The sequence below is a fragment of the Pseudomonas sp. LjRoot71 genome, from assembly GCF_964253255.1.
Taxonomy (GTDB): domain Bacteria; phylum Pseudomonadota; class Gammaproteobacteria; order Pseudomonadales; family Pseudomonadaceae; genus Aquipseudomonas.
Genome location: NZ_CAXURA020000001.1, coordinates 1,328,964 through 1,349,573 on the forward strand (window position 1 = coordinate 1,328,964; position 20,610 = coordinate 1,349,573).

At 61.2% G+C, this 20,610-nt stretch carries 18 protein-coding genes and 3 pseudogenes; 18 read left to right on the top strand and 3 right to left on the bottom strand.

What is annotated here, in order from left to right:
- The first annotated feature begins 10 nt into the window (after positions 1 to 10).
- The 4 genes from eat (at position 11) to ACSQ17_RS06315 (ending at position 4,473) form a co-directional block, all read left to right on the top strand.
- A complete protein-coding gene (gene eat, locus ACSQ17_RS06300) occupies positions 11 to 1,459 on the top strand; it encodes an ethanolamine permease (RefSeq protein WP_436068042.1) in 1,449 nt (482 codons plus the stop codon).
- A gap of 45 nt (positions 1,460 to 1,504) precedes the next feature.
- Positions 1,505 to 2,899 (top strand): ethanolamine ammonia-lyase subunit EutB, encoded by a 1,395-nt coding sequence (locus ACSQ17_RS06305; protein WP_436068043.1) that lies wholly within the window; start codon positions 1,505 to 1,507, stop codon positions 2,897 to 2,899.
- Positions 2,900 to 2,999: 100 nt separating this feature from the next.
- Positions 3,000 to 3,812 (top strand): ethanolamine ammonia-lyase subunit EutC, encoded by an 813-nt coding sequence (gene eutC / locus ACSQ17_RS06310; protein ID WP_436068044.1) that lies wholly within the window; start codon positions 3,000 to 3,002, stop codon positions 3,810 to 3,812.
- A 193-nt stretch (positions 3,813 to 4,005) separates the two neighbouring features.
- On the top strand, positions 4,006 to 4,473 hold the full coding sequence (locus ACSQ17_RS06315) for an N-acetyltransferase family protein (RefSeq protein ID WP_436068045.1): 468 nt from the start codon (positions 4,006 to 4,008) through the stop codon (positions 4,471 to 4,473).
- Between the two features lie 36 nt (positions 4,474 to 4,509).
- Here the strand turns inward: ACSQ17_RS06315 and ACSQ17_RS06320 are convergent, their stop codons facing one another.
- Entirely contained in the window at positions 4,510 to 6,108 is a 1,599-nt protein-coding gene (locus ACSQ17_RS06320; RefSeq protein ID WP_436068046.1) for a protein kinase, read from the bottom strand.
- A gap of 111 nt (positions 6,109 to 6,219) precedes the next feature.
- Between ACSQ17_RS06320 and ACSQ17_RS06325 the strand changes: the two genes are divergently transcribed.
- The 3 genes from ACSQ17_RS06325 (at position 6,220) to ACSQ17_RS06335 (ending at position 9,074) form a co-directional block, all read left to right on the top strand.
- On the top strand, positions 6,220 to 7,059 hold the full coding sequence (locus ACSQ17_RS06325) for a zinc-dependent peptidase (RefSeq protein ID WP_436068047.1): 840 nt from the start codon (positions 6,220 to 6,222) through the stop codon (positions 7,057 to 7,059).
- Positions 7,060 to 7,137: 78 nt separating this feature from the next.
- A complete protein-coding gene (ppa, locus tag ACSQ17_RS06330) occupies positions 7,138 to 7,665 on the top strand; it encodes an inorganic diphosphatase (protein ID WP_436068048.1) in 528 nt (175 codons plus the stop codon).
- A gap of 203 nt (positions 7,666 to 7,868) precedes the next feature.
- Positions 7,869 to 9,074, top strand: a complete 1,206-nt coding sequence (locus tag ACSQ17_RS06335) for a tyrosine-type recombinase/integrase (protein WP_092377768.1) — start codon at positions 7,869 to 7,871, stop codon at positions 9,072 to 9,074.
- Between the two features lie 290 nt (positions 9,075 to 9,364).
- Here ACSQ17_RS06335 and ACSQ17_RS06340 read toward each other — a convergent pair whose 3' ends face one another.
- Entirely contained in the window at positions 9,365 to 10,423 is a 1,059-nt protein-coding gene (locus tag ACSQ17_RS06340) for an AraC family transcriptional regulator (RefSeq protein ID WP_092377772.1), read from the bottom strand.
- Between the two features lie 111 nt (positions 10,424 to 10,534).
- On the opposite strand from ACSQ17_RS06340, the gene ACSQ17_RS06345 reads away from it, so the two are divergent.
- The 6 genes and pseudogenes from ACSQ17_RS06345 to ACSQ17_RS06370 all read left to right on the top strand — a co-directional run.
- The gene (locus tag ACSQ17_RS06345; protein WP_092377775.1) at positions 10,535 to 11,431 is read left to right on the top strand and encodes a TauD/TfdA dioxygenase family protein; all 897 of its coding nucleotides are present in this window, start codon (positions 10,535 to 10,537) and stop codon (positions 11,429 to 11,431) included.
- On the top strand, positions 11,428 to 12,222 hold the full coding sequence (locus tag ACSQ17_RS06350; RefSeq protein ID WP_092377778.1) for a 2-keto-4-pentenoate hydratase: 795 nt from the start codon (positions 11,428 to 11,430) through the stop codon (positions 12,220 to 12,222). Before ACSQ17_RS06345 ends, ACSQ17_RS06350 begins: the two co-directional genes overlap by 4 nt.
- 19 nt (positions 12,223 to 12,241) lie before the next feature.
- Positions 12,242 to 12,688: pseudogene (locus tag ACSQ17_RS06355) on the top strand (AraC family transcriptional regulator ligand-binding domain-containing protein); the annotation flags it as partial.
- A pseudogene (gene ychF / locus ACSQ17_RS06360) lies at positions 12,689 to 13,555 on the top strand (redox-regulated ATPase YchF); the annotation flags it as partial.
- Between the two features lie 187 nt (positions 13,556 to 13,742).
- Positions 13,743 to 14,987 carry a tyrosine-type recombinase/integrase gene (locus ACSQ17_RS06365; protein WP_042855650.1) on the top strand — a complete coding sequence of 415 codons (1,245 nt, stop codon included), beginning with the start codon at positions 13,743 to 13,745 and terminating at the stop codon, positions 14,985 to 14,987.
- A gap of 50 nt (positions 14,988 to 15,037) precedes the next feature.
- A pseudogene (locus ACSQ17_RS06370) lies at positions 15,038 to 15,190 on the top strand (integrase); the annotation flags it as partial.
- 180 nt (positions 15,191 to 15,370) lie between these two features.
- Here the strand turns inward: ACSQ17_RS06370 and ACSQ17_RS06375 are convergent.
- A complete protein-coding gene (locus ACSQ17_RS06375; RefSeq protein ID WP_021219117.1) occupies positions 15,371 to 16,063 on the bottom strand; it encodes an SDR family NAD(P)-dependent oxidoreductase in 693 nt (230 codons plus the stop codon).
- 212 nt (positions 16,064 to 16,275) lie between these two features.
- Here ACSQ17_RS06375 and ACSQ17_RS06380 point away from each other — a divergent pair, with 212 nt between their 5' ends.
- From ACSQ17_RS06380 to ACSQ17_RS06400, 5 genes are all read left to right on the top strand, one after another.
- On the top strand, positions 16,276 to 17,502 hold the full coding sequence (locus tag ACSQ17_RS06380) for a sterol desaturase family protein (RefSeq protein ID WP_436068049.1): 1,227 nt from the start codon (positions 16,276 to 16,278) through the stop codon (positions 17,500 to 17,502).
- Positions 17,499 to 18,071: a hypothetical protein gene (locus tag ACSQ17_RS06385; protein WP_021219115.1), complete on the top strand. Its 573-nt coding sequence runs from the start codon at positions 17,499 to 17,501 to the stop codon at positions 18,069 to 18,071. The genes ACSQ17_RS06380 and ACSQ17_RS06385 overlap by 4 nt, the downstream gene beginning before the upstream one ends.
- Before the next feature lie 81 nt (positions 18,072 to 18,152).
- On the top strand, positions 18,153 to 18,860 hold the full coding sequence (locus ACSQ17_RS06390; protein ID WP_003090707.1) for a Crp/Fnr family transcriptional regulator: 708 nt from the start codon (positions 18,153 to 18,155) through the stop codon (positions 18,858 to 18,860).
- A 325-nt stretch (positions 18,861 to 19,185) separates the two neighbouring features.
- Positions 19,186 to 19,515 carry a hypothetical protein gene (locus tag ACSQ17_RS06395; RefSeq protein WP_042855647.1) on the top strand — a complete coding sequence of 110 codons (330 nt, stop codon included), beginning with the start codon at positions 19,186 to 19,188 and terminating at the stop codon, positions 19,513 to 19,515.
- Positions 19,516 to 19,612: 97 nt separating this feature from the next.
- Positions 19,613 to 20,581, top strand: coding sequence for a DUF932 domain-containing protein (locus ACSQ17_RS06400; protein WP_092377787.1), 969 nt, complete (start codon positions 19,613 to 19,615; stop codon positions 20,579 to 20,581).
- The last annotated feature ends 29 nt before the right edge of the window (positions 20,582 to 20,610 follow it).

Here is a 20,610-nt window from a genome sequence, read left to right on the forward strand (position 1 = left end):
AGGAATTCCCATGGCAGCAGAACAAATCAGTGCGGTAGGCCTACCGCAAGGCACCGATTTAGAGCAGGTCGATGCCGACTACTTCCAAAGCAGGCAATTGAAGAAGGGCGCAGCGGGCTGGGTATTGCTGGTCGGCCTGGGGGTGGCCTACGTGATTTCCGGCGACTACGCCGGCTGGAACTTCGGCCTGGCTCAGGGCGGCTGGGGCGGCATGTTTCTCGCCACCCTGCTGATGGCACTGATGTACCTGTGCATGTGCTTTTCCCTGGCGGAACTGTCTTCGATGATCCCCACCGCTGGCGGCGGCTACGGCTTTGCCCGCAGCGCCTTCGGCCCCTTGGGTGGCTTCCTCACCGGTACGGCGATCCTCATCGAATACGCCATTGCCCCAGCGGCGATTGCGGTGTTTATCGGCGCGTACTGCGAGTCGCTGTTCGGTATTGGCGGCTGGGCGATTTACCTGGCGTTCTATGTGCTGTTTATCGGCATCCATATCTTCGGCGTCGGTGAAGCGCTGAAGCTGATGTTTATCATCACCGCCGTAGCGGCGATTGCTCTGGGCGTGTTTATCGTCGCGATGGTGCCGCACTTTTCGCTGGCCAACCTGCTCGACATTCCGGTGAGCGAAGCCACCGGCGCCAGCAGCTTTCTGCCGTTTGGCTATGTCGGCGTGTGGGCGGCGATCCCCTATGCGATCTGGTTCTTCCTCGCGGTCGAAGGCGTGCCACTGGCCGCTGAAGAAACTCGCAACCCGCAGCGCGACATGCCACGCGGGCTGATCGGCGCCATGCTGGCGCTGCTGGCCTTTGCCTTGCTGATTCTGCTGGTCGGCCCAGGCGGCGCCGGTGCCCAGGCGCTGATGGCATCGGGCAACCCATTGGTGGAGGCCCTGACCATTGCCTACGGCGAATCCACCTGGATGAGCAGCTTCGTCAACCTGATCGGCCTGGCGGGTCTGATTGCCAGCTTCTTCTCGATCATCTACGCCTACTCCCGGCAGATCTTCGCCCTGTCGCGCGCCGGCTACCTGCCGCGTTCGCTGTCGCTGACCAACAAGAACAAGGCACCGGTGCTGGCCTTGATCGTGCCCGGCCTGATCGGCTTTGCCCTGTCACTGACCGGCCAGGGTGACCTGCTGATTCTGGTGGCAGTGTTCGGCGCCACCCTCTCCTACGTGCTGATGATGGCCGCGCACATCACCCTGCGCGTGCGCCGCCCGGACATGCATCGCCCGTATCGCACCCCAGGCGGCATCGTCACCTCGGGCATCGCCCTGGTGCTGGCCTGCGTGGCCGTGGTGGCCGGCTTCCTGGTCGACCCACGGGTGGTGATTGGCGCGGCGCTTATCTACGCCGTGCTGATCGCCTACTTCGTCCTGTACAGCCGCCACCATCTGGTGGCCGGTACGCCGGAAGAAGAGTTCGTCGCCATCGGCAAGGCTGAAGCCACGCTCAAGTAATACTCACCGCGCGGCGACAGTCGCGCGGTGTTCTGGAGGCCCGTGATGTCCAGTTTTCAGCATACGGTAGGCGGTCAGACTTACCGCTTCGACAGCCTCACCGAGGTGATGGCCAAGGCCAGCCCGGCGCGCTCCGGCGACTATCTCGCCGGCGTTGCCGCCAGCAATACCGGTGAGCGCGTGGCGGCGCAAATGACGCTGGCCGATATCCCGCTCAAGCAGTTCCTCAACGAGGCGCTGATTCCCTATGAAGCGGATGAAGTCACCCGGCTGATCATCGACAGCCATGACCTCGCAGCCTTCGCCCCGGTCAGCCACCTGACGGTCAGCGGCTTTCGCGACTGGCTGCTTGGTGATAGCGCCGATGAGGCCAGCCTGCGCGCCCTTGCCCCCGGCCTGACGCCGGAAATGGCCGCTGCGGCATCGAAGATCATGCGTGTGCAGGACCTGGTGCTGGTGGCGCAGAAAATCCGCGTGGTCAGTCGTTTTCGCAACACCGTCGGCCTGCGCGGGCGCATGTCCACACGCCTGCAACCCAATCACCCGACCGATGAGCCGGCCGGCATCGCCGCCAGCATTCTCGACGGCCTGCTGTACGGCAACGGCGACGCCATGATCGGCATCAACCCGGCCACCGACAGCATCAGTTCGATCTGCGACATGCTGAAGATGCTCGACGGCATCATTCAGCGTTATGCAATCCCCACCCAGGCCTGCGTGCTGACCCACGTCACCACCTCGATAGAGGCAATCAACCGTGGCGTACCGCTGGACCTGGTGTTCCAGTCGATTGCCGGCACCGAGGCGGCCAACGCCAGCTTCGGCGTCAGCCTGAGCATATTGCAGGAAGGCTACGACGCCGGCCTGTCGCTAAACCGCGGCACCCTGGGCAACAACCTGATGTATTTCGAGACCGGCCAGGGCAGCGCGCTGTCTGCCGGCGCGCACCACGGGATCGACCAGCAGACCTGCGAAGCCCGCGCCTACGCCGTAGCCCGCCACTTCAAGCCGTTTCTGGTGAACACCGTGGTCGGCTTTATCGGCCCGGAGTACCTGTATAACGGCAAGCAGATCATCCGCGCCGGCCTGGAAGACCACTTCTGCGGCAAGCTGCTGGGCCTGCCGATGGGCTGCGACATCTGTTACACCAACCACGCCGAAGCCGATCAGGACGATATGGACGTGTTGCTCACGCTGCTCGGCGTGGCCGGCATCAACTTCATCATGGGCATCCCCGGCTCTGACGACGTGATGCTCAATTACCAGACCACCTCCTTCCATGACGCGCTGTATGCCCGGCAGAGCCTCGGGCTGAAACCGGCCCCCGAGTTCGAAGCCTGGTTGCAGCACATGGGCATTTTCACCCAGGCCGACGGCCGGCCACGCATGGCGGGCAGCCTGCCGCCGGCGTTTCGTCAGGCCCTGGCGCAGTTGAGCTGATATCGAGTCCGTAGGAGCGGCGGGGGGTGCCTAACCCGTGCACGCGATAGCGGCTTCGCGGGCATGGCCCGCTCCTACAAAACCTTTGCGGAGATTGCCTATGTACGATGACAGCCCACTCAGCGGTGCCAGCGACAACCCCTGGCAGCAACTGCGCAGCCTCACCCCGGCGCGTATCGCTCTGGGTCGCGCGGGCACCAGCATGCCAACCCGCGCCCAGCTGGATTTCCAGTTCGCCCACGCCCAGGCCCGCGATGCTGTGCACCTGCAGTTTGATCACGCGGCCCTGGCCGCAGGTCTCGCCAGTCAGCAGCGGCAAAGCCTGTTGCTGCACAGTGCCGCCAAGGACCGCGACACCTACCTGCAGCGCCCCGACCTGGGCCGACGCCTGAGTCACGAGTCCGCCGAGCTGCTGGACCAGCACCGCGAACACAATCCGGACGGTTATGACCTGGCCATCGTCATCGCCGACGGCCTGTCCGCCCTGGCCGTGCACCGTAACGCCCTGCCCATGGTGGCGCATATCGAGGAACAGGCCGCTGCCGAAGGTTGGAGCGTAGCACCCGTCTCCTTGGTCAGCCAAGGCCGCGTGGCGGTGGCCGATGAAGTGGCCGAACGGCTTGGTGCACGCATGGTGGTGATCCTGATCGGCGAGCGTCCGGGCCTGAGTTCGCCAGACAGCCTGGGGCTGTATTTCACCTACGCACCCCGGGTCGGACTCACCGACGCCTATCGCAATTGCATCTCCAACGTGCGCCAGGAAGGCCTGAGCTACGCCATGGCCAGCCACCGCTTGCTGTACCTGATGCGCGAGGCCTGCCGTCGTCAGCTGTCCGGGGTCAACCTGAAGGATGAAGCGGAGGTCCCGCTGCTGCTCAGCGGCGGGCAAAACCACAATTTCCTCCTCAGCTAGCGCCGGAAAAACCGTGAAACTGGCCGCGGCAAGTCCAGCAGAGATAAGCGGACGCCCCAGCCCCGGCTGGGGTTAGCGGCCAAACAACTGTTTGGATTGCACTTTCCAAATGCTTTAGGCAGCATCGGGAACACCCATTGGCAGCGCCATCCTGTTGCCGACGCCATCCACATGACTGAAGTCGAGGCTCACCATGCGCATTGTCCAAGCGACCCTGGAGCATCTGGATCAACTCACGCCGCTGTTCGTCACTTACCGCGAACACTTCGGCCAGCTGCCCTACCCTGACTCCTCGCGCAAGTTTCTGGAAAAGCGCATCAGCCGCAAGGAATCGGTGATCTACCTGGCCATGGCCGACGATGAAGACAAGATCCTCGGTTTCTGCCAGCTCTACTCGAGCTTCTCCTCGCTGTCGCTCAAACGCGTGTGGATTCTCAACGACATCTACGTCTGCCAGGATGCGCGCCGCCAGTTGGTGGCCGATCGCCTGATCCAGACCGCCAAGCAGATGGCCAAAGAGACCAACGCCGTGCGTCTGCGCGTGGCGTCCAGTGTCGATAACGAAGTCGCACACAAGCTCTACGAATCCATCGGCTTCAAGGAAGACACTGAGTTCAAGAGCTTTGTCCTGCCGATCACCGAAGACTTCACCGCGCCTTAACCCTCCCCCGACCTGCGGCGCACCAGGCGGCGCAGGTCAGCCGTTCAGGCTCAGCCACAGCCCAATGCCCAGCTGCGTCAACAGCAAGCCCAGCAATACCAGCTGCCAGGGCGAGCGGTAACGCCGTGTGCGCCGCGTCGGTTCGGCGCGCAGCTGTAACGGCTGGCGCAGCGCCAGCTCGAATTCCGACAAGGCCTCGAAACGTGCCTGCGGCATGGGTGCCAATGCCCGCGCCAGCACACCGTCCCAGCCCGCTGGCAACTGCACATTGAACGGCGCCAACGGTATATAACGGCCAGGGCCGTCGGCATCTACCTGCGCCACGTCCGGCCAACGCCCGCAAAGCAGCCAGTACGCCAACGCCGCCAGGGCAAACTGGTCAGCGCGACCATCCAGGTTCTGCCCGGCACGAGCCTCCGGCGCCAGCGGTACGGCCTGAGCCGGCAGCGCCTGCTGCGCGACACCAGGGACCAGCGCGGCATGTTCGGGCAACAGCAACACACGGCCGCCGTCACTTACCAGGATATTGCGCGGATCCAGCCACAGCCCCTGCATGCCACGGCGCTGCAACCCGCGCACCGCCGCGACCAGTTGTTCAAGCAGGGCCAACAACGTCAAACCATCCACCGGGCCATGCGCCGCCACCCAATCAATCAGGCTGCGCATGCCCTTGGCAGGCGGCTCCAGCAGCAGAAAGGCATGCTCACGCGGCTGATGCGAAGACAGCACCTGCGGCAAGCTGCTCACCGGGCTGCGCCGCAGCGCCCATTCGCGCTGCCAGAAGGCTTCATCGGCCGCCTGCTCGGCCAGCCATAGCAATGCCTCCCGGCCACGCGGATCGGTGGCGCGAAACAACCGACCCGGTGGGCCATACGGGCATGCCGACAGCAGCATCCAGCCATCCAGCTGCACACCCGGCTGCGCATGTTGCACCGCAGGCCAGGGCGCACGCACGGTCAACGCCGGCGCCTGCTCAAGCACGCCCGGTTGCAGCAACACCGCCGCCCCAGGTGCCTGCAACAAGGGCGTGAGCAGCGCGTGCAGGGCCTGCGTATCCAGTTCCGCATCAAGCCCGCGCAAGTCTTGCAAATCGGCCACATCCAGCAACGGCTGCGGGGCCATCAGCAATAGCTCATCCGCACTCAGGAGCAGGCGGTGCTGCACCAGCGCCAGTTCAGCCTGTGCGCCCAGTTGCAAGCCATCACGGCCGACCAGGCTGGTTGCCGTAGTGCCTTGATCGCGCCGCAAACCGATAGCCCCAGCCTGGAGGAACTGCGCCTCGCCGTTCTGTAGCAGCAACAAGCCGGCATCCAGTTGCGCGATGTTGCGCCCCGCCTGACGCTGGCGAAACAGCTGCTGATTCAACGCCGCCAGTACCTGACGCGCCGCCTGTGCTTCGCTCCAGCCCGCCGGGGTGCTGCAAAAGTCTGCCAGCAGCCCATCAAGATAGGCCTCCAGCGCACGCACCACATCAGTGCAGTCACGCGCCCAGAGCAGCGCGACCAACAGCAGCGGCGGGCGTCCTTCACGTCCCGGCAGCCAGCTCGCGCGGGCCCGTGCGGCCTGGTTGGGCAGGTCAAGACCGTTGCCGCAGAGCAGCTTGATGGTGGGATGATGCAGACGCTCGATCGACATTGGCAGCCCTCCCAGGTCGTATACCCCCAGGTCATTGCAGCCTTTGTGCCGACTTGCCCAGCGCATCACCCCAGCTTAAGGTGGGCGCTCCCTAGCGTTCGAGCCGAGTCCATGTGGTCGCTCCGTGCCTGGCGTCGCCAGCGCATCCTTGCCCGTCACCCCATCAGCCCTGCGCAATGGCAGGCCGTGCTGCAGCAGCTCCCGATCCTCGACGGCTTGAATGAAGACGAACAGCAGCGCCTACGTGAACGCGCCGTGCTGTTTCTCCATCACAAACATCTCAGCGCCCTGCCCGGCGTCGAATTGGACAGCCATGCACGCCTGCTGCTGGCGGTGCAGGCCGAGCTGCCACTGCTGCACCTGGCCGACCTCAACTGGTATCAGGGCTTCCATGAAATCGTCCTGTATCCGGATGATTTCGTCAGCCCGCAGCGCCACCGCGACGCCAGCGGCGTGGTGCACGAATGGGACGCCGAACACAGCGGTGAGGCCTGGCAGCAAGGCCCGGTGATCCTCGCCTGGCCGGGAGTAGTAGCCAGCGGCCAGTGGGACGGTTACAACCTGGTGATCCACGAACTGGCGCACAAGCTGGACATGCTCAACGGCGACGCCAACGGCTTGCCACCCCTGCACGGCAACATGGCCATTCAGGACTGGGCCAGGGCCATGCAGAGCGCCTTTGACCAGATGAACGCCGAGCTGGATGCCAACCCCGAGGCCGACACCGCCATCGACCCTTATGCGGCGGAAAACCCGGCAGAATTCTTCGCCGTCACCAGCGAATACTTTTTCAGCGCCCCGGACCTGCTCGCCGCAGCCTTCCCGGCGGTGTACGCACAGCTGGCACTGTTCTACCGCCAGGACCCACTGGCCCGTCTGCAGCAGTTGCAAGCGAGCAACCCGGACTATCAGGTCAGAACCGAAGACAGTGAGTTCGCGACCAATGGCTAGGTATCCCGGCGTAGCAACGCCTGGGGAATATGCCTATAATCGCGCCACTTTTTTGGCCCACCCCTCGGGAGTCGCCCCATGAGCTACAGCAAGATCCCGGCTGGCAAAGACCTGCCGAACGACATCTACGTCGCCATCGAGATCCCGGCCAACCACGCGCCGATCAAATACGAAATCGACCACGACACCGACTGCCTGATGGTCGACCGCTTCATGGCCACCCCGATGTTCTACCCGGCCAACTACGGTTTTATCCCGCACACCCTGGCTGACGACGGTGATCCGCTCGACGTGCTGGTCGTGACGCCATACCCGGTAGCACCAGGCTCGGTCATCCGCGCCCGTCCGGTTGGCGTGCTGCACATGAGCGACGAAGCCGGCGGCGACGCCAAGCTGGTTGCCGTACCGCACGACAAACTCACCGTGCTGTACAAGGACATTCAGGAATACACCGACCTGCCGGCCCTGCTGATCGAGCAGATCAAGCACTTCTTCGAGAACTACAAGGATCTCGAGAAAGGCAAATGGGTCAAGGTTGAAGGCTGGGGCGGCGCTGAAGAAGCCCGCGGTCTGATTCTCAAGGCGGTCGCGGCTTACCAAAAATAAGTCGGGACTACCCCCTAAAAGCCGGCCACAAGCCGGCTTTTTTATTGCCCGAAGAAATCCGACAAGATCCTACAGCACTAGCAAATACGGGCCCTGCAGCTTAGCATTCGTCCTAAGACATCCAGTAACCATCCATAAAATCCGCGACCAAGGTGTGGGTCAAAGTGTGGGTCGAGGGGTGTGGGTTGGAGTAGGAGCGAGTAATGGGCAAGCTGACCAGCAAGACCGTGGAGTCGATAGCCAAGGCTGCAACGCCAGGAAAAACCAATGATGGCGATGGCCTGTACTTCCAGGTATCCAAGAGCGGCGGCACCAGCTGGATCTTCCGCTACAAGCTGGATGGCCGCAGCCGCGAAATGGGGCTAGGCCCCTTCCCAACCGTCACACTCAGCCAAGCCCGGCAGTTGGCCGCCGATCAACGCAAGCTTCTAGCTTCCGGAAGCGACCCACTGGCAACCCGCGATGCAGCAAAGGAAGCCAAGCGCGAAGCCGAACGCCAGGCTGCAGCACGTCGCACGACGTTCGAAGATCTCGCTCGCGAATACCAACAAGCACACGGCAGCAGTTGGTCTGAGAAGTGGCGGAAAGGCTGGCTGCGCAAACTGGAGCTCTACGCCTTCCCGACCATGGGCAAGTTGTCGGCCGACATCATCAGCACCGAGCATGTGCTTGCTGCATTGCAACCCATCTGGGTAACCAAGACACGGACTGCTGATGAAATCAGGGGCCAGATCGAGCAAATACTGGATGCAGCCAAGACTCGGCGTTTACGCGAGGGAGACAATCCTGCCCGCTGGCGCGGGCACTTGGACAACTTGCTGAGCAAGGCAGAGAAGAAGAAGGCCAGGCAGCGCCAGCACTTCCCAGCACTGCAGTGGAAAGACACTCCGAAGCTGATATCCACCCTGGCCAACATCGATACACGTGACGCCATCGCAACCAGGTTGCTGATTCTGACCGGTGCTCGTTACCACATGATCCAACATGCTCAATGGTCTGAGTTTGACCTCGAAACTGGCACTTGGGCACTGCCGGCTGAGCGCATGAAGATGCGAAAACCTTTCGTCATTCCTCTATCACCCCCGGTAGTCGAGATGCTGAATATCATGAATACGACTCATTCAACATATCTTTTCCCTGGGCAAGGGAAGAATGGTGTCATGCATGGCAACGCCATACGCAACCTGCTGCACAAGCTGGGGTATGCAGACATCACGAGACATGGCTTTCGATCGACCTTCCGGGACTGGGCAAACGAATGCACCAACTACCCGCGAGAGGTATGCGAGCTTGCGCTTGCCCATGATGAACGCGACCAGACCGAGGCGGCCTATTCGCGCTCCGACCTTCTGGAGAAGCGCAGGGCACTGATGGCGGAATGGGCCAAGTTCTGCACGAGCAAGAAGTGACCCACAGCAAGCCCAAAGCAGCCGGTAACAACAGACAGAAACCGGCCAATAGCGGGCGCTCATGCATGGGGTTAGCGGACCCTCTTTGAGGGTTGGGGGTATCAAAAACCGGGGCGATTCTCACACGGTTGCCAAAGTGAGAAATGAGGCGCTGCGCTATCACAAGAAAGTCGCCCCCAACAGGCTTAGATGAAAGGACTTCGGGGAGCGAGGCCCCCTAGTTCGCTACCGACTACCCACGTAAAGCTGGGAAGGGTCAGAGGGGCTCCTGAATCCCACGATGGAGGTGTTTAAGTTTCACTGCCATCACTACTTCCATCATTTACTACCAAGCAGCTGGTTCGGTTACGCCAATAACCAGGCGAGCACTTATTCCAGCGGCTGAAGGCGCGCGAGAAACTGGCGCCATCGGCATAGCCTAGGCGTTGGGCGATGCTGCCCAGATCCAGGCGTGAGTCGAGCAGCAGGCGTTCGGCCAGGCGGCGCTTGATCTGTTCGTTGAGCTGCTGGAAGGAGTGCCCCTCGGCGGCCAGGCGGCGGTGCAGGGTGCGTTCGGACAGCCCCAGGTGCTGGGCCACGGTGCGGCTGGTGAGCAGGCTGGCCGAGTCGCGGATCACTACCTGCTGCACCAGACGGGCCGTCGGCGGGGCGACCAGATCATGGGAAATCTCGTTGCACAGGCGCTCGCACAATTGTTCGCCTTCAAGCTGGGCGCTGATATGCGCCTGCGGCAGGTTGAGGTGCAGTTCGGCGTTGCTGAACAGGATGCCGTCGCGCGGCGCACCGAAGCGCACCGGGTAGGGGAAGTCACGTTGCAGGGCTTCCAGGTCGCCCGGAGCCGCGGCCGTCATTTCTACCGCCAGGGGCACGGCCGGGCGCTGAAGCAGTTCGGCCGTCACGCTCAGGCAACCGGCTAGGCCGCGCTCGATCACGAAGCGCCGGGCGTCCTGTGGCAGTACGCTGGCATCGAAAAGCAACCAAGTGCCGCGCTTGTCGGTTTCGATGCGGGCCGGGCAGAGAGTGAGGGCGAGCAGCTGATAGCGCTGGAAGGCGGCGAAGGCCTCGTCGAGCGTGCGGCTGGCCAGCATGGTGAAGCCCAGCAGTCCGAGCGAGGTCAGGTGGTAGTGCTTGCCTGCGACAAAACCCAGGCCGGGGCGGCCAGCGTGTTCCAGCAGGTTGCGGATCACCGCCAGCTCCTGCCAGGCCTCGATCTGCGCATTGGATTGTTGCAGCGCATCCGTGGCGATGGCGCTGCCGAGCAGGCAGGTTGCTGGGCCCACGCCCTGAGCGCGGGCGACTTCGAGCAGGTAGCGCACGCCGGTCAGCGGGCGGCTCTGGCGCCAGTTCATCGCAGGCCTCTTGTTTGGCAGTAGTTAACAATTTTTGGCGGTAATTATCATAGATCGTTCAGCCGCTCGCGTCGCATTCTGCTGCCACGTCCAACAGCCTGAGTCCCTGCCATGAACGAATTCATCTACGCCCTGCCCAGCCACAACCGTGCGGCCGACTATCGCCATATCCAGGTCACCCCGACCACCGGCGCCATCGGCGCGGATGTCGAGGGGCTCGACCTGAAGAGCCTGAGCGAGGAGGGCTATGCCGAGCTGCGCCAGGCCCTGCTAGCGCACAAGGTGGTCTTCATCCGCGAGCAGGAGCTGAGCCCCGCCGATCTGGAACGGGTCACCCAGCAGTTCGGCGAGTTCGGCCGTGAGCCCTATGTGAAGACCATGGCCGAGCACCCGCACGTGGTGCAGGTAGTCAAGGAAGCTGACGAGAAGGCGCCCTTCGTGTTCGGCGGTGCCTGGCATACCGACTGGACCTTCCAGGAGCGTCCGCCGGCCTTCACCCTGCTCTATGGCCACGACATCCCGCCCTTTGGCGGGGACACCTGCTACGCCAACATGGCGCTGGCCTACGAGTGGCTGTCGCCGGGCATGCAGGCGCTGCTGGAAAACCTCAACGCAATCCACAGTCCCGAGCGCGCCTACGGCGTTGGCGCCAACCACAATGCGCTGCTGGAGAACATGGCGATCAACTTCGGCAACGATACTTCCGCGGACACCCGCAGCCATCCGCTGGTGACCCGCCATCCGGAAACCGGCAAGAAGGTGCTGTTCGTCAACCCGGGTTACACCGTGGGCATCGAGGGGCTGCGCTCGGAAGAGTCCAAGCCGCTGCTCGACTACCTGTTCAGCCTGGCCACATCGCCGGCCTTCACCTGCCGCATGCGCTGGCGCCAGGGCACCCTGGCCATCTGGGACAACCGCAGCACCTGGCACCTGCCGATTTCCGACTACCACGGCATGCGCCGCGAGATGTTCCGGACCACCGTGGTCGGCGAGGTGCCCAGCCGATGAGCCAAGCATTGGGTGTCAGTGAATATCTGCAGGCCGCCGCCGACCATCTGGCCGAGGCGCGCAGTCGGCGCCAGCCCGGCCCGCTGGTCAGCGAGCGCTTCGCCCTGAAAGGTCTGGACGACGCCTATCAGGTGCAGGCCGTGGGCATGCGTCAGGCCCTGGAACAGGGCCGGCACCTGAGCGGCGCCAAGGCCGGGCTCACCTCGGCGACCCTGCGCGCCGCGCTCAAGGTCGAGGAACCGGTGTATGGCTGGCTGTTCGCCGATACCGCCTGCCGCTCGGGCGAGAGCATCGCCTGGGAACGGCTGCTGCAGCCCCGGGCGGAGATCGAGCTGGCTGTGGTGCTGGGGCAGGATCTGCCGGCAGGTGAGATCGAGCTGGAGCAGCTGCTGACCGGCATAGCCGGAGTGGTACCGGCGCTGGAGATCAATGACTCGGCCTTCGAGGGCTGGAAACTGACCCTGCTCGACGCGGTTGCCGACAACCTGTCGTCCGGGCTCTATGTGCTGGGCGAACAGGTGGTGCCGCTGGCGCAGCTGGCGGGGCAGACGCTGAGTGCCGAGTTGCAACGCAATGGCGAGTCGGTGCACTCCGCTATCGAGTTGTCCCTGTCCGACTGCCTGGCCACGGCCCTGTGGCTGGCGCGCAAGCGGGCCAGCCTGGGCCAGCCGCTGCGTGCTGGCGATGTGCTGCTCACCGGCGCCCAGGCGCCGATGCTGGAACTGGCGCGCGGCGACCGCCTGAGCTTCCGTATCGGCGGGCTGGGTGAGGTAACGTGCGCGTTCATTTGAGGTTGCTCGCTTGATCGTAGTGCCCTGCGCCTTTGGTGCCATTCTCAACGATTGGTTGGCCAGCCTTGGTCTGTCTCGCCCTTCCGCCGCCCCGCGTGGGGTGGCGCTCTCACTCGAACAGTGGGAGGCGCAAGTGCATGCGGCGATTGCCTTGGCCCCTGGCCCCGCGCGCGGACTCGACATCGGTCGGCATGTGCGCCTGCAGCATGTCGGACCGCTGGGCTACCTGCTGGTCAACACCCGCACTCTGAGCGAGTTTTTCGAGACCTACCTGCTGCTGGATCAATGGTTTTATGGCTGCGACTGGGCCCAGGTCAGCGTCACACGGGAGCAGGTGGTCATCAGCTGGGACGAGCGCTTCGGGCGTCCCGACAGGCTGCTGGAGCAGCTGCATGTGATGGCCCTGCTCAGCGTAGTGCGCAGCGTTTGTCCGGCTGCCGGTCAGCCGCTGCGCATTGGCTTGATGGGCGCCGCCGAGGGTGAAGGCCTGGGCAACAAGTTCCTCGCCAATATCCGCGAGACCGACGCCATCGCCCACGTGGTGCGCTGCTTCGAAGACGAAAACGTCATCCACGTCGCCAACAGCGTCGACCCCAAGCGCGATATCGAGATCATCGACCTGGAACTGATCATGGCCGACCTCGACAGCTGCGAGAAGCAACTGCAGCGCGTCACCCGCAGCGCCAAGGGCGGCGACAAGGAAGCCGTGGCCCAGAAGGCCCTGCTGGAAAAGCTCATCCCCCACTTCACCGAAGGCAAGCCCGCACGCAGCCTGCTGAAGAACCTGGGTGACGACGACAAGCGCCTGGCCAAGACCTTCCACCTGCTCACCACCAAGCCGGTGATGTATATCGCCAACGTCGCCGAGGACGGCTTCGACAACAACCCGCACCTCGACGTGGTGCGCGCTATTGCCGAAGAAGAAGGCGCCATCGTGGTGCCGGTGTGCAACAAGATCGAAGCCGAGATCGCCGAACTGGACGATCTGGAAGAAATGCAGATGTTCCTGGAAACCATGGGCATGACCGAGCCGGGCCTCAACCGCGTGATCCGCGCCGGCTACCAGCTGCTCAACCTGCAGACCTACTTCACCGCCGGGGTCAAGGAAGTACGCGCCTGGACCGTGCGCATCGGCGCCACCGCCCCGCAGGCCGCCGCCGTGATCCACACCGACTTCGAAAAAGGCTTTATCCGCGCCGAAGTCATCAGCTATGACGACTTTATCCAGTACAAGGGCGAGGCTGGCGCCAAGGAGGCCGGCAAATGGCGCCTGGAAGGCAAGGAATACATCGTCAAGGATGGCGACGTGATGCACTTCCGCTTCAACGTCTAAACAGAAATTAGGATTTCACCGGATCTTACCGGATACGAAACCCCTTGAGGAATAAAGCCTTAAGGGGTTTTTCTTTTCCGAAAAGGTCCGAAAAGAATCTATACGATCCGCATATTTACCGGGTACGCTACCGGGTATCGAAAAATTCACCTCCCCATATAACCGGGTATACCAGGATTGAGCAGCCATGCCGCTTACCGATACCGAGTGCCGTACCGCCAAGCCCAAGGAAAAGCCCTACAAGCTCACAGATGGCAATGGCCTTTACCTTGAGGTGAAGCCTAACGGGGTTAAGGCATGGCGCTATCGGTTCGAGCTGAACGACGGAACTAGCAGGAAGGAAAGCGTGTTCGCGATTGGGGACTATGTAATCGCGCCCAAAGGGGAATCACCCGAGCACGCCGAAGAGCGCCGCAAAGGGCGCCGCTTCACTCTTGCAGAGGCACGCGATGAGCGCGTGAAAGCCCGTGCCCTAGTCATACAGGGCATCAATCCCGCGCACCACCGGCAACAGGAGCGGGTGAAGCGCGACCACGAGAAGGCCATTACGTTTGAAGCCGTCGCCAAAGAGTGGCTTTCACTGAAGGACTGGGAGGAGATCACCAAGTCCAGACGACTCAACATGCTTGAACGCGTCGTATTTCCCAAAATCGGTGAACTGCCGATCAAAGCCATCACCCCCATGCACATTCTTGAAGTGCTCAGAGCAGCCGCTCAAGATAATGGCCCATCTGTTGCCGCAGAGGCCAAGCGGAGCATGTCCGGAGTTTTCGAACTGGCAATTTCCACGTTGCGAGCCAGCACCGACCCGGTACACCCCGTTCGAAAAGCCCTGCCAGCCAACAAGACTCAGCACAAACGCCCTCTCTCCACCGAAGAAATTGGCCAACTGTTACGCGATGTCGAATCTCACGGCGGACGCCATGAGACCCTCTGCGCTTTCCAGCTCATGTGGCTGACTCTGTGCCGCCCCAATGAAGCTGTAGAGGCTCAGTGGGCAGAATTTGACCTGGAGAAGGCGCTTTGGCGCATTCCCGCCGAGCGGATGAAAAAGCGCAAAGAGCACACGGTGCCACTGCCGCGACAGGCAGTCGAAATACTGCGAGGCCTGCATTCCATCACAGGAAAATACACCCACGTATTTCCTCACCGCGACGTACGCACCCGCCCAATGGTTGCGGCCTCATTCCGCCAGATGCTCAACACCCTTGGCTGGGGAGGTAAATACAGCCCGCATGCCACGAGGACAACGGGCAGCACCAGACTCAATGAGATGGGCTATTCAGCAGACTGGATCGAAAGACAGCTCGCCCATACCGAGCAAAACGCTGTCCGCCGCACCTACAACCATGCCGAGTATTTGAGTGATCGAGCCATGATGATGCAGAGATGGGCGGACATGCTGGACAGCTGGAAAAAGGACTTAGGCTGAATGGAAAGAGACGTCGCTGATTACGAAAACATCGGCTGGCGCTTTCACCCGAATGCACCAACTACCCGAGAGAGGTTTGTGAGCTTGCGCTTGCCCATGATGAACGCGACCAGACCGAGGCGGCCTATTCGCGCTCCGACCTTCTGGAGAAGCGCAGTGCACTGATGGCGGAATGGGCCAAGTTCTGCACGAGCAAGAAGTGACCCACAGCAAGCCCAAAGCAGCCGGTAACAACAGGCAGTTCCCCACGCATAGGCCACGCATGCCGCATTAGGATCATTAGGATCATTAGGATCATTAGGATCATTAGGATCGGGCGAACCCTGGGTGAGAAGAACGGCTCTAGGCAGCCACTCTGCTATGTCGACAGCCGGCCTAATAAATTAGCACCGCCCATTTACAGCGATAGCTGCACCTGTGATTGCACTAGCCTCCTGAGAGGCTAAAAATACGATCACATTAGCGACCTGCTCTGGCGTAACCCAGCGGGTGGCATCCGCATCAGGCATATCGAGGCGGTTCTGCGGGGTATCGATGATCGATGGCATGATCGCATTGACCGTGATGCGCTGATCTTTCAACTCTTCGGCCAACGCCTCCGTAAGGCGCATCACCCCGGACTTTGCTGCAGCATAGGCCCCCATGCCTAGGCTGGCCTTACTGGCCGCTCCGGCTGCAATGTTGATAATGCGCCCGGCTTCGGCTTTCTTCAGGTGTGTCAGCGCGGCCATGCTAGCCGTTGCGGCAGTGCGCACGTTCATTTGATACATCAAATCCCAGGTCGCAAGATCGCCGCCCTCGATGGTCTCCCAGCGAAAACCACCCGCCACGTTGATGAGCGCATCTAATCCTTGAAAATGCTGCTGCACCTGCTGCATTGCACAATTTGCCATGTGCAGATCGGTTAGATCGACCGCGCCGATAAGCAGTTTTTCAGAGCGCGCCGTGTCGGCCAGGGGTCGCGGCACGCTGGCCTGATCAATCAGGGCCACCCGCCAACCATTGGCCGCGAACGCCTCGCCTACCGCTATACCTAGACAACCGAATCCACCGCTAATTGCGACTACTTTACTCACGCTTATTCTCCTTGAAGTGGACTACACCAGGGCTGCACTGAGCACTGAGCCCCGGCACGAGTGGTCAGCTAGGTTGCCACTATTGCCGTGCAGAACCTGTCGCCGAGCCGACAAGTGGGCACAGTCAAGAGTGCTAACTTGCCTGGTCGCTGAGTCGCTGAAAGCCATCAGCCGCTCAACTTTCTTGAGTCGAGAGAAAAGGATCGCGCGCAATGAATCTGATCGTGTTTGCCATACCGATTTTTTTAACCACCACCTTGCTGGAAGCATGGCTGGCGCACCGCCGCGGGCTAGCGGCGTATTCCATACCTGATGCCATCAGCAGCTACCAATATGGTCTATTGAGCCAGGTGGTTGGGGCGTTCACCAAGTTGGCGAAACTGGGCGTTTACACTCTGGTATTCGAAGCCTACCGCGCCACGACCTTGCCTAGCGATAGCCTGTGGGTATGGGTCGGAGCCCTTGTGGCCTACGACTTTTTCTACTACTGGCATCACCGTATGAACCATGAAATTGGCTTGCTGTGGGCCGGGCACGTAGCGCATCACTCTTCCGAGTACTTCAACCTGGCAACAGCCTTACGCCAGTCCTCGACGAGCGCACTTCTGGGCTGGATATTCTATCTACCGATGGCAGTGGCCGGTGTGCCGCCCAGCGTGTTTGCCGGGGTGTTGCTGATCGACTTGCTTTACCAGTACTGGGTGCATACCGAGGTAATTGGTCGTTTGGGCTGGCTTGATCGCATCTTCGTCACACCCTCAAACCATCGCGTCCATCATGGGCAAAATGACTACTGCATGGACACAAACTACGGGGGCATTCTGATTCTCTGGGATCGCCTATTCGGTACCTTCGCCGAGGAGCGCAAGGACGAGAAGGTCATCTACGGCGTGCGCACACCGTTGCAGAGCCTTAACCCATTCTGGGGCAACATGCATTACTACATTGAGCTCTGGCAGAAATCCAAAGCCACCCCGGGCTGGCGGGCTAAACTTGGCGTCTGGCTGGCACCACCTGGTGGCTGGCACGATGAGGCGAGCGAGCCTTACGAGCCGTCGCAGTTTAAGTATTACGATCCGTGTACACCCGATGCGGTCAAACGCTATGCGGTAGTGCATCAGGTGCTTGCAATGTTGTTCCTCATGCATTTTCTGACGCTACTCAACACCTTGCCGAAGACCTTACTGGCACTCTACGCCGCTGGCTTTGCCATTTCGGCAATCTCTCTCACGTCACTATTGGAAGGACGTGCCAATGCACGGCGTTTTGAGCAGTGCCGTGTCATAGGACTGGGCATTGCCTTTGCTGCTCTACCTGACTGGTTCGGTTTTAGTATGCCCATCGCACTCAAGCTGATGTTATTGGTTGTAATGCTAGGCAGCGCTGCATGGCTCAGCCGCACTTCCTTCAAACCTGCTGCTTTGTGGACTTCCCAATGAATGCCGATGCCATTTCCGACTTGATCTTGGCTGTGGTTGCCTTTTCCATTGCCTTTGTCCAGCTGCGCCAGCGCCCTGCTCTAGCCATTGGTTGCGGCCTGATCGGCCTGGCGGCAGCGATTGGTACACTGCATTACCAGTATGGTGAGTTGTTCGCCGGCCCACATCGCTTTACCGGCCTGGTTGCCGCCAGCGCAGGTTTCCCGCTGCTGGTCATTGCACTGCGCTGGCCAGATGACTCTGTTGCTCAGCGCATCACGGCCGCAGGGCGCTTCGCGCTCTTGGTTGGGAGCTTCGGGGTGGTGATTAGCGTGTCGGGATTTGACACCTGGCGCATGCTGGTGCCTCTTGGCTCTGTCTTGTTAATCTGTGCCACAGCCTTAGTGACGCGGCGGGTAATGCCACTCGGGGCGGCGCTAGTGTTCATCGTTAGTCTAGCGGCCGGTGCAACCGGTGAAGAGATGCTCGGACCGCTATCTGGCATCCAATGGCTGCACTACTTGCTGTCTTTAGCCCTGCTGCTGCTGCACCGGGATAGGGTGGTGCCGCTGTTAGCTGCGAGCCGTTAATTCGGCTTCCCCTGCATCCCATATCTTGGGAAACTGTCGAATGTGGTTAAGACCCAACATCGATGTTTCCAAGGTTTCCAAATGCAAAACATAGATGACGCAGCCCATCAGACAATCTACCGCCTGCGCGAGGCAGATGACTGGTTCGCAAGCTTGCCGGGGGAAGTGCAAGACAAAATCATCCAGTCTTCCGTATTGCGCCACTATCGCAAAGGGCAGGTGATCACTGCCCAAGGCAGCCGACCGACTGCAGCCTCAGTAGTGCTTGAGGGGCGCGTGCGGGTTTCGCGGCTGCTATTCGAGGGTGAGGAGAAGCTTTATATGATTGGCGAGAGAGGATTTTGGTTCAACTTCCTCGCCCTGATTACAGGCGAAAAGGCCGATGTGGCTGTGATCGCCGATACCAATGTGCAATTACTAATGCTGCCTCTGCAGCAATTCGAGCGAATCCTTGAAGAGGAACCTCTCTATTGCAAGGCAATTACACTTTTTATTGCCAAGCGCTATGCCGCTTTTATGCGGCACTTTGCCGATGGCCAGATGATCGTGCCGCTGCAACGGCTGCGTACAGGTTTAGCAGAACTGTTGTTGCTGCAACCACCGGCAACAGGCTCTGAGGAAGTTATTTTGAATGTTTCTCAGGCGGATTTAGCCTCCATACTTGGTTCTTCCCGCCAGACTATCAACGGGCTGCTAAAACAACTGGAAAAGGCGGGACTGATTAAGATCGGTTTTCGGCATATTCGAGTAATTGATCCAGCTGGGCTTTCTGAGCACGCGGCTAACTGAGCCGGCACTAATCTCGATGTAATTTTCGCAGGGCCGAGTGCATCGCTGTTGATCATGAGTGGACTCACCACCTGACTTCATCAGTACCACCTGACCACAATGCTAGAGGTGAACCGGCCCTATCAATAGCCCCGGCTTTCCTAGAGACCTTTGGGCCTAATAACTGCCCCCGCACGAGGGCCGCTTGGTCACCAATCAAAGACTGCTTTTGGCCGACTCCAGCCAGTTCGCACTCAGTTAGCGCTGCTGAAAAGCAGCCATTCGATTCAAAAAAATCTCAACCACACATTACTGCAATGACATCCGCACCAAAGAGGTTCCCCCCATGTCATTGCAGTGCCCTCGCTGTCACTCCCCCAAAGTCGCTTCGTTCCATCACGCCATGAAAACCGGCGCGGCCATCGGCGCTGTCGGCGGCCTCGCACGCGGCATCAGTGCTGCTCTGGCAGGCGGCAAGGCCGGCGCAGCACTCGGCGTAATTGCCGGCCCTGTAGGTATCACACTCGGCTCGGCATCCGGCGCCATTCTCGGTGGCCTGGTCGGAGGCGTCGGTGGTTGTGCGCTCGGCGCTCAGCTCGGCGAGTCACTCGACCGTCACGTCCTGGCCCACAACCTCTGCCTGATCTGCGGTCATCGCTTCAACCTGCCGACCTGATCCGGCCACCGCTCTCCTCTTCCTTCTCCATCACTGATTGCCGGTGCTGCGCCATGCGCAGCGCTTTTTGCCGGCCTGCACCTAAAGGAAACTCGTCATGGCTCATCAAATCGAACAAATGGCCTACGTTGGCGCTACTCCGTGGCACGGCTTGGGCAACAACCTGCCGCAGAAACAGCCCATCGAAGTCTGGCAACGCGAAGCCGGTATGGACTGGCAGATCCTGGAAAGCCCCGTGCACTTCAAGTCGGACGCCATCGGCCATCTGGGCGCGATACATTCTTTCCCCGAACAGAAGGTGCTCTACCGTTCGGACACCAAGGCACCGCTGTCGGTGGTCTCGCAGCGCTACCACACCGTGCAGCCAAAGGATGTTCTGGAGTTCTACCGAGACCTGACCGAAGTGTCTGGCTACGAGCTGGAAACCGCTGGGGTGCTCAAGGGCGGCCGCAAGTTCTGGGCGCTGGCACGTACCGGGCAGAACGCTGCGCTCAAGGGCAACGACCAGGTGAATGGCTACCTATTGTTGGCCACTTCCTGTGACGGCACTCTGGCCACCACCGCAACGCCCACGACTATCCGCGTAGTCTGCAACAACACGCTGACCATCGCCCTGGACGGCACCAGCCGTGCGATCAAGGTGCCGCACAGCACCCGCTTCGACGGCGATCTGGTGAAGAAGCAGCTCGGCATAGCCGTCTCGCAATGGGATGAGTTTATGTACCGCATGCGCCACCTGGCTGAACGCAAGGTGCAGTGGCATGAGGCGCTGGGCTTCTTTATGAACGTGATGTGCGAGACCAGCCCAACCGGCGCTCTGCCGGAGCAGCTGCCGAACGAGCGCGCTATGCGCAAAGTGCAGGAGCTGTACGAAGGCCGTGGTCGCGGCAGCGAACTGGACTCGGCACGCGGCACAGCCTGGGGCTTGCTCAATGCAGTGACCGAGTACGTCGATCACGAGCGCCGGGCACGCAGCACGGAGTACCGCCTCGACTCTGCCTGGTTCGGCCAAGGTGCCCAGATCAAGCAACGCGCCCTGGATACAGCTCTGCAACTGGTCGCCTGACCTGTTACCCCCCCCATAACGCCCGACCC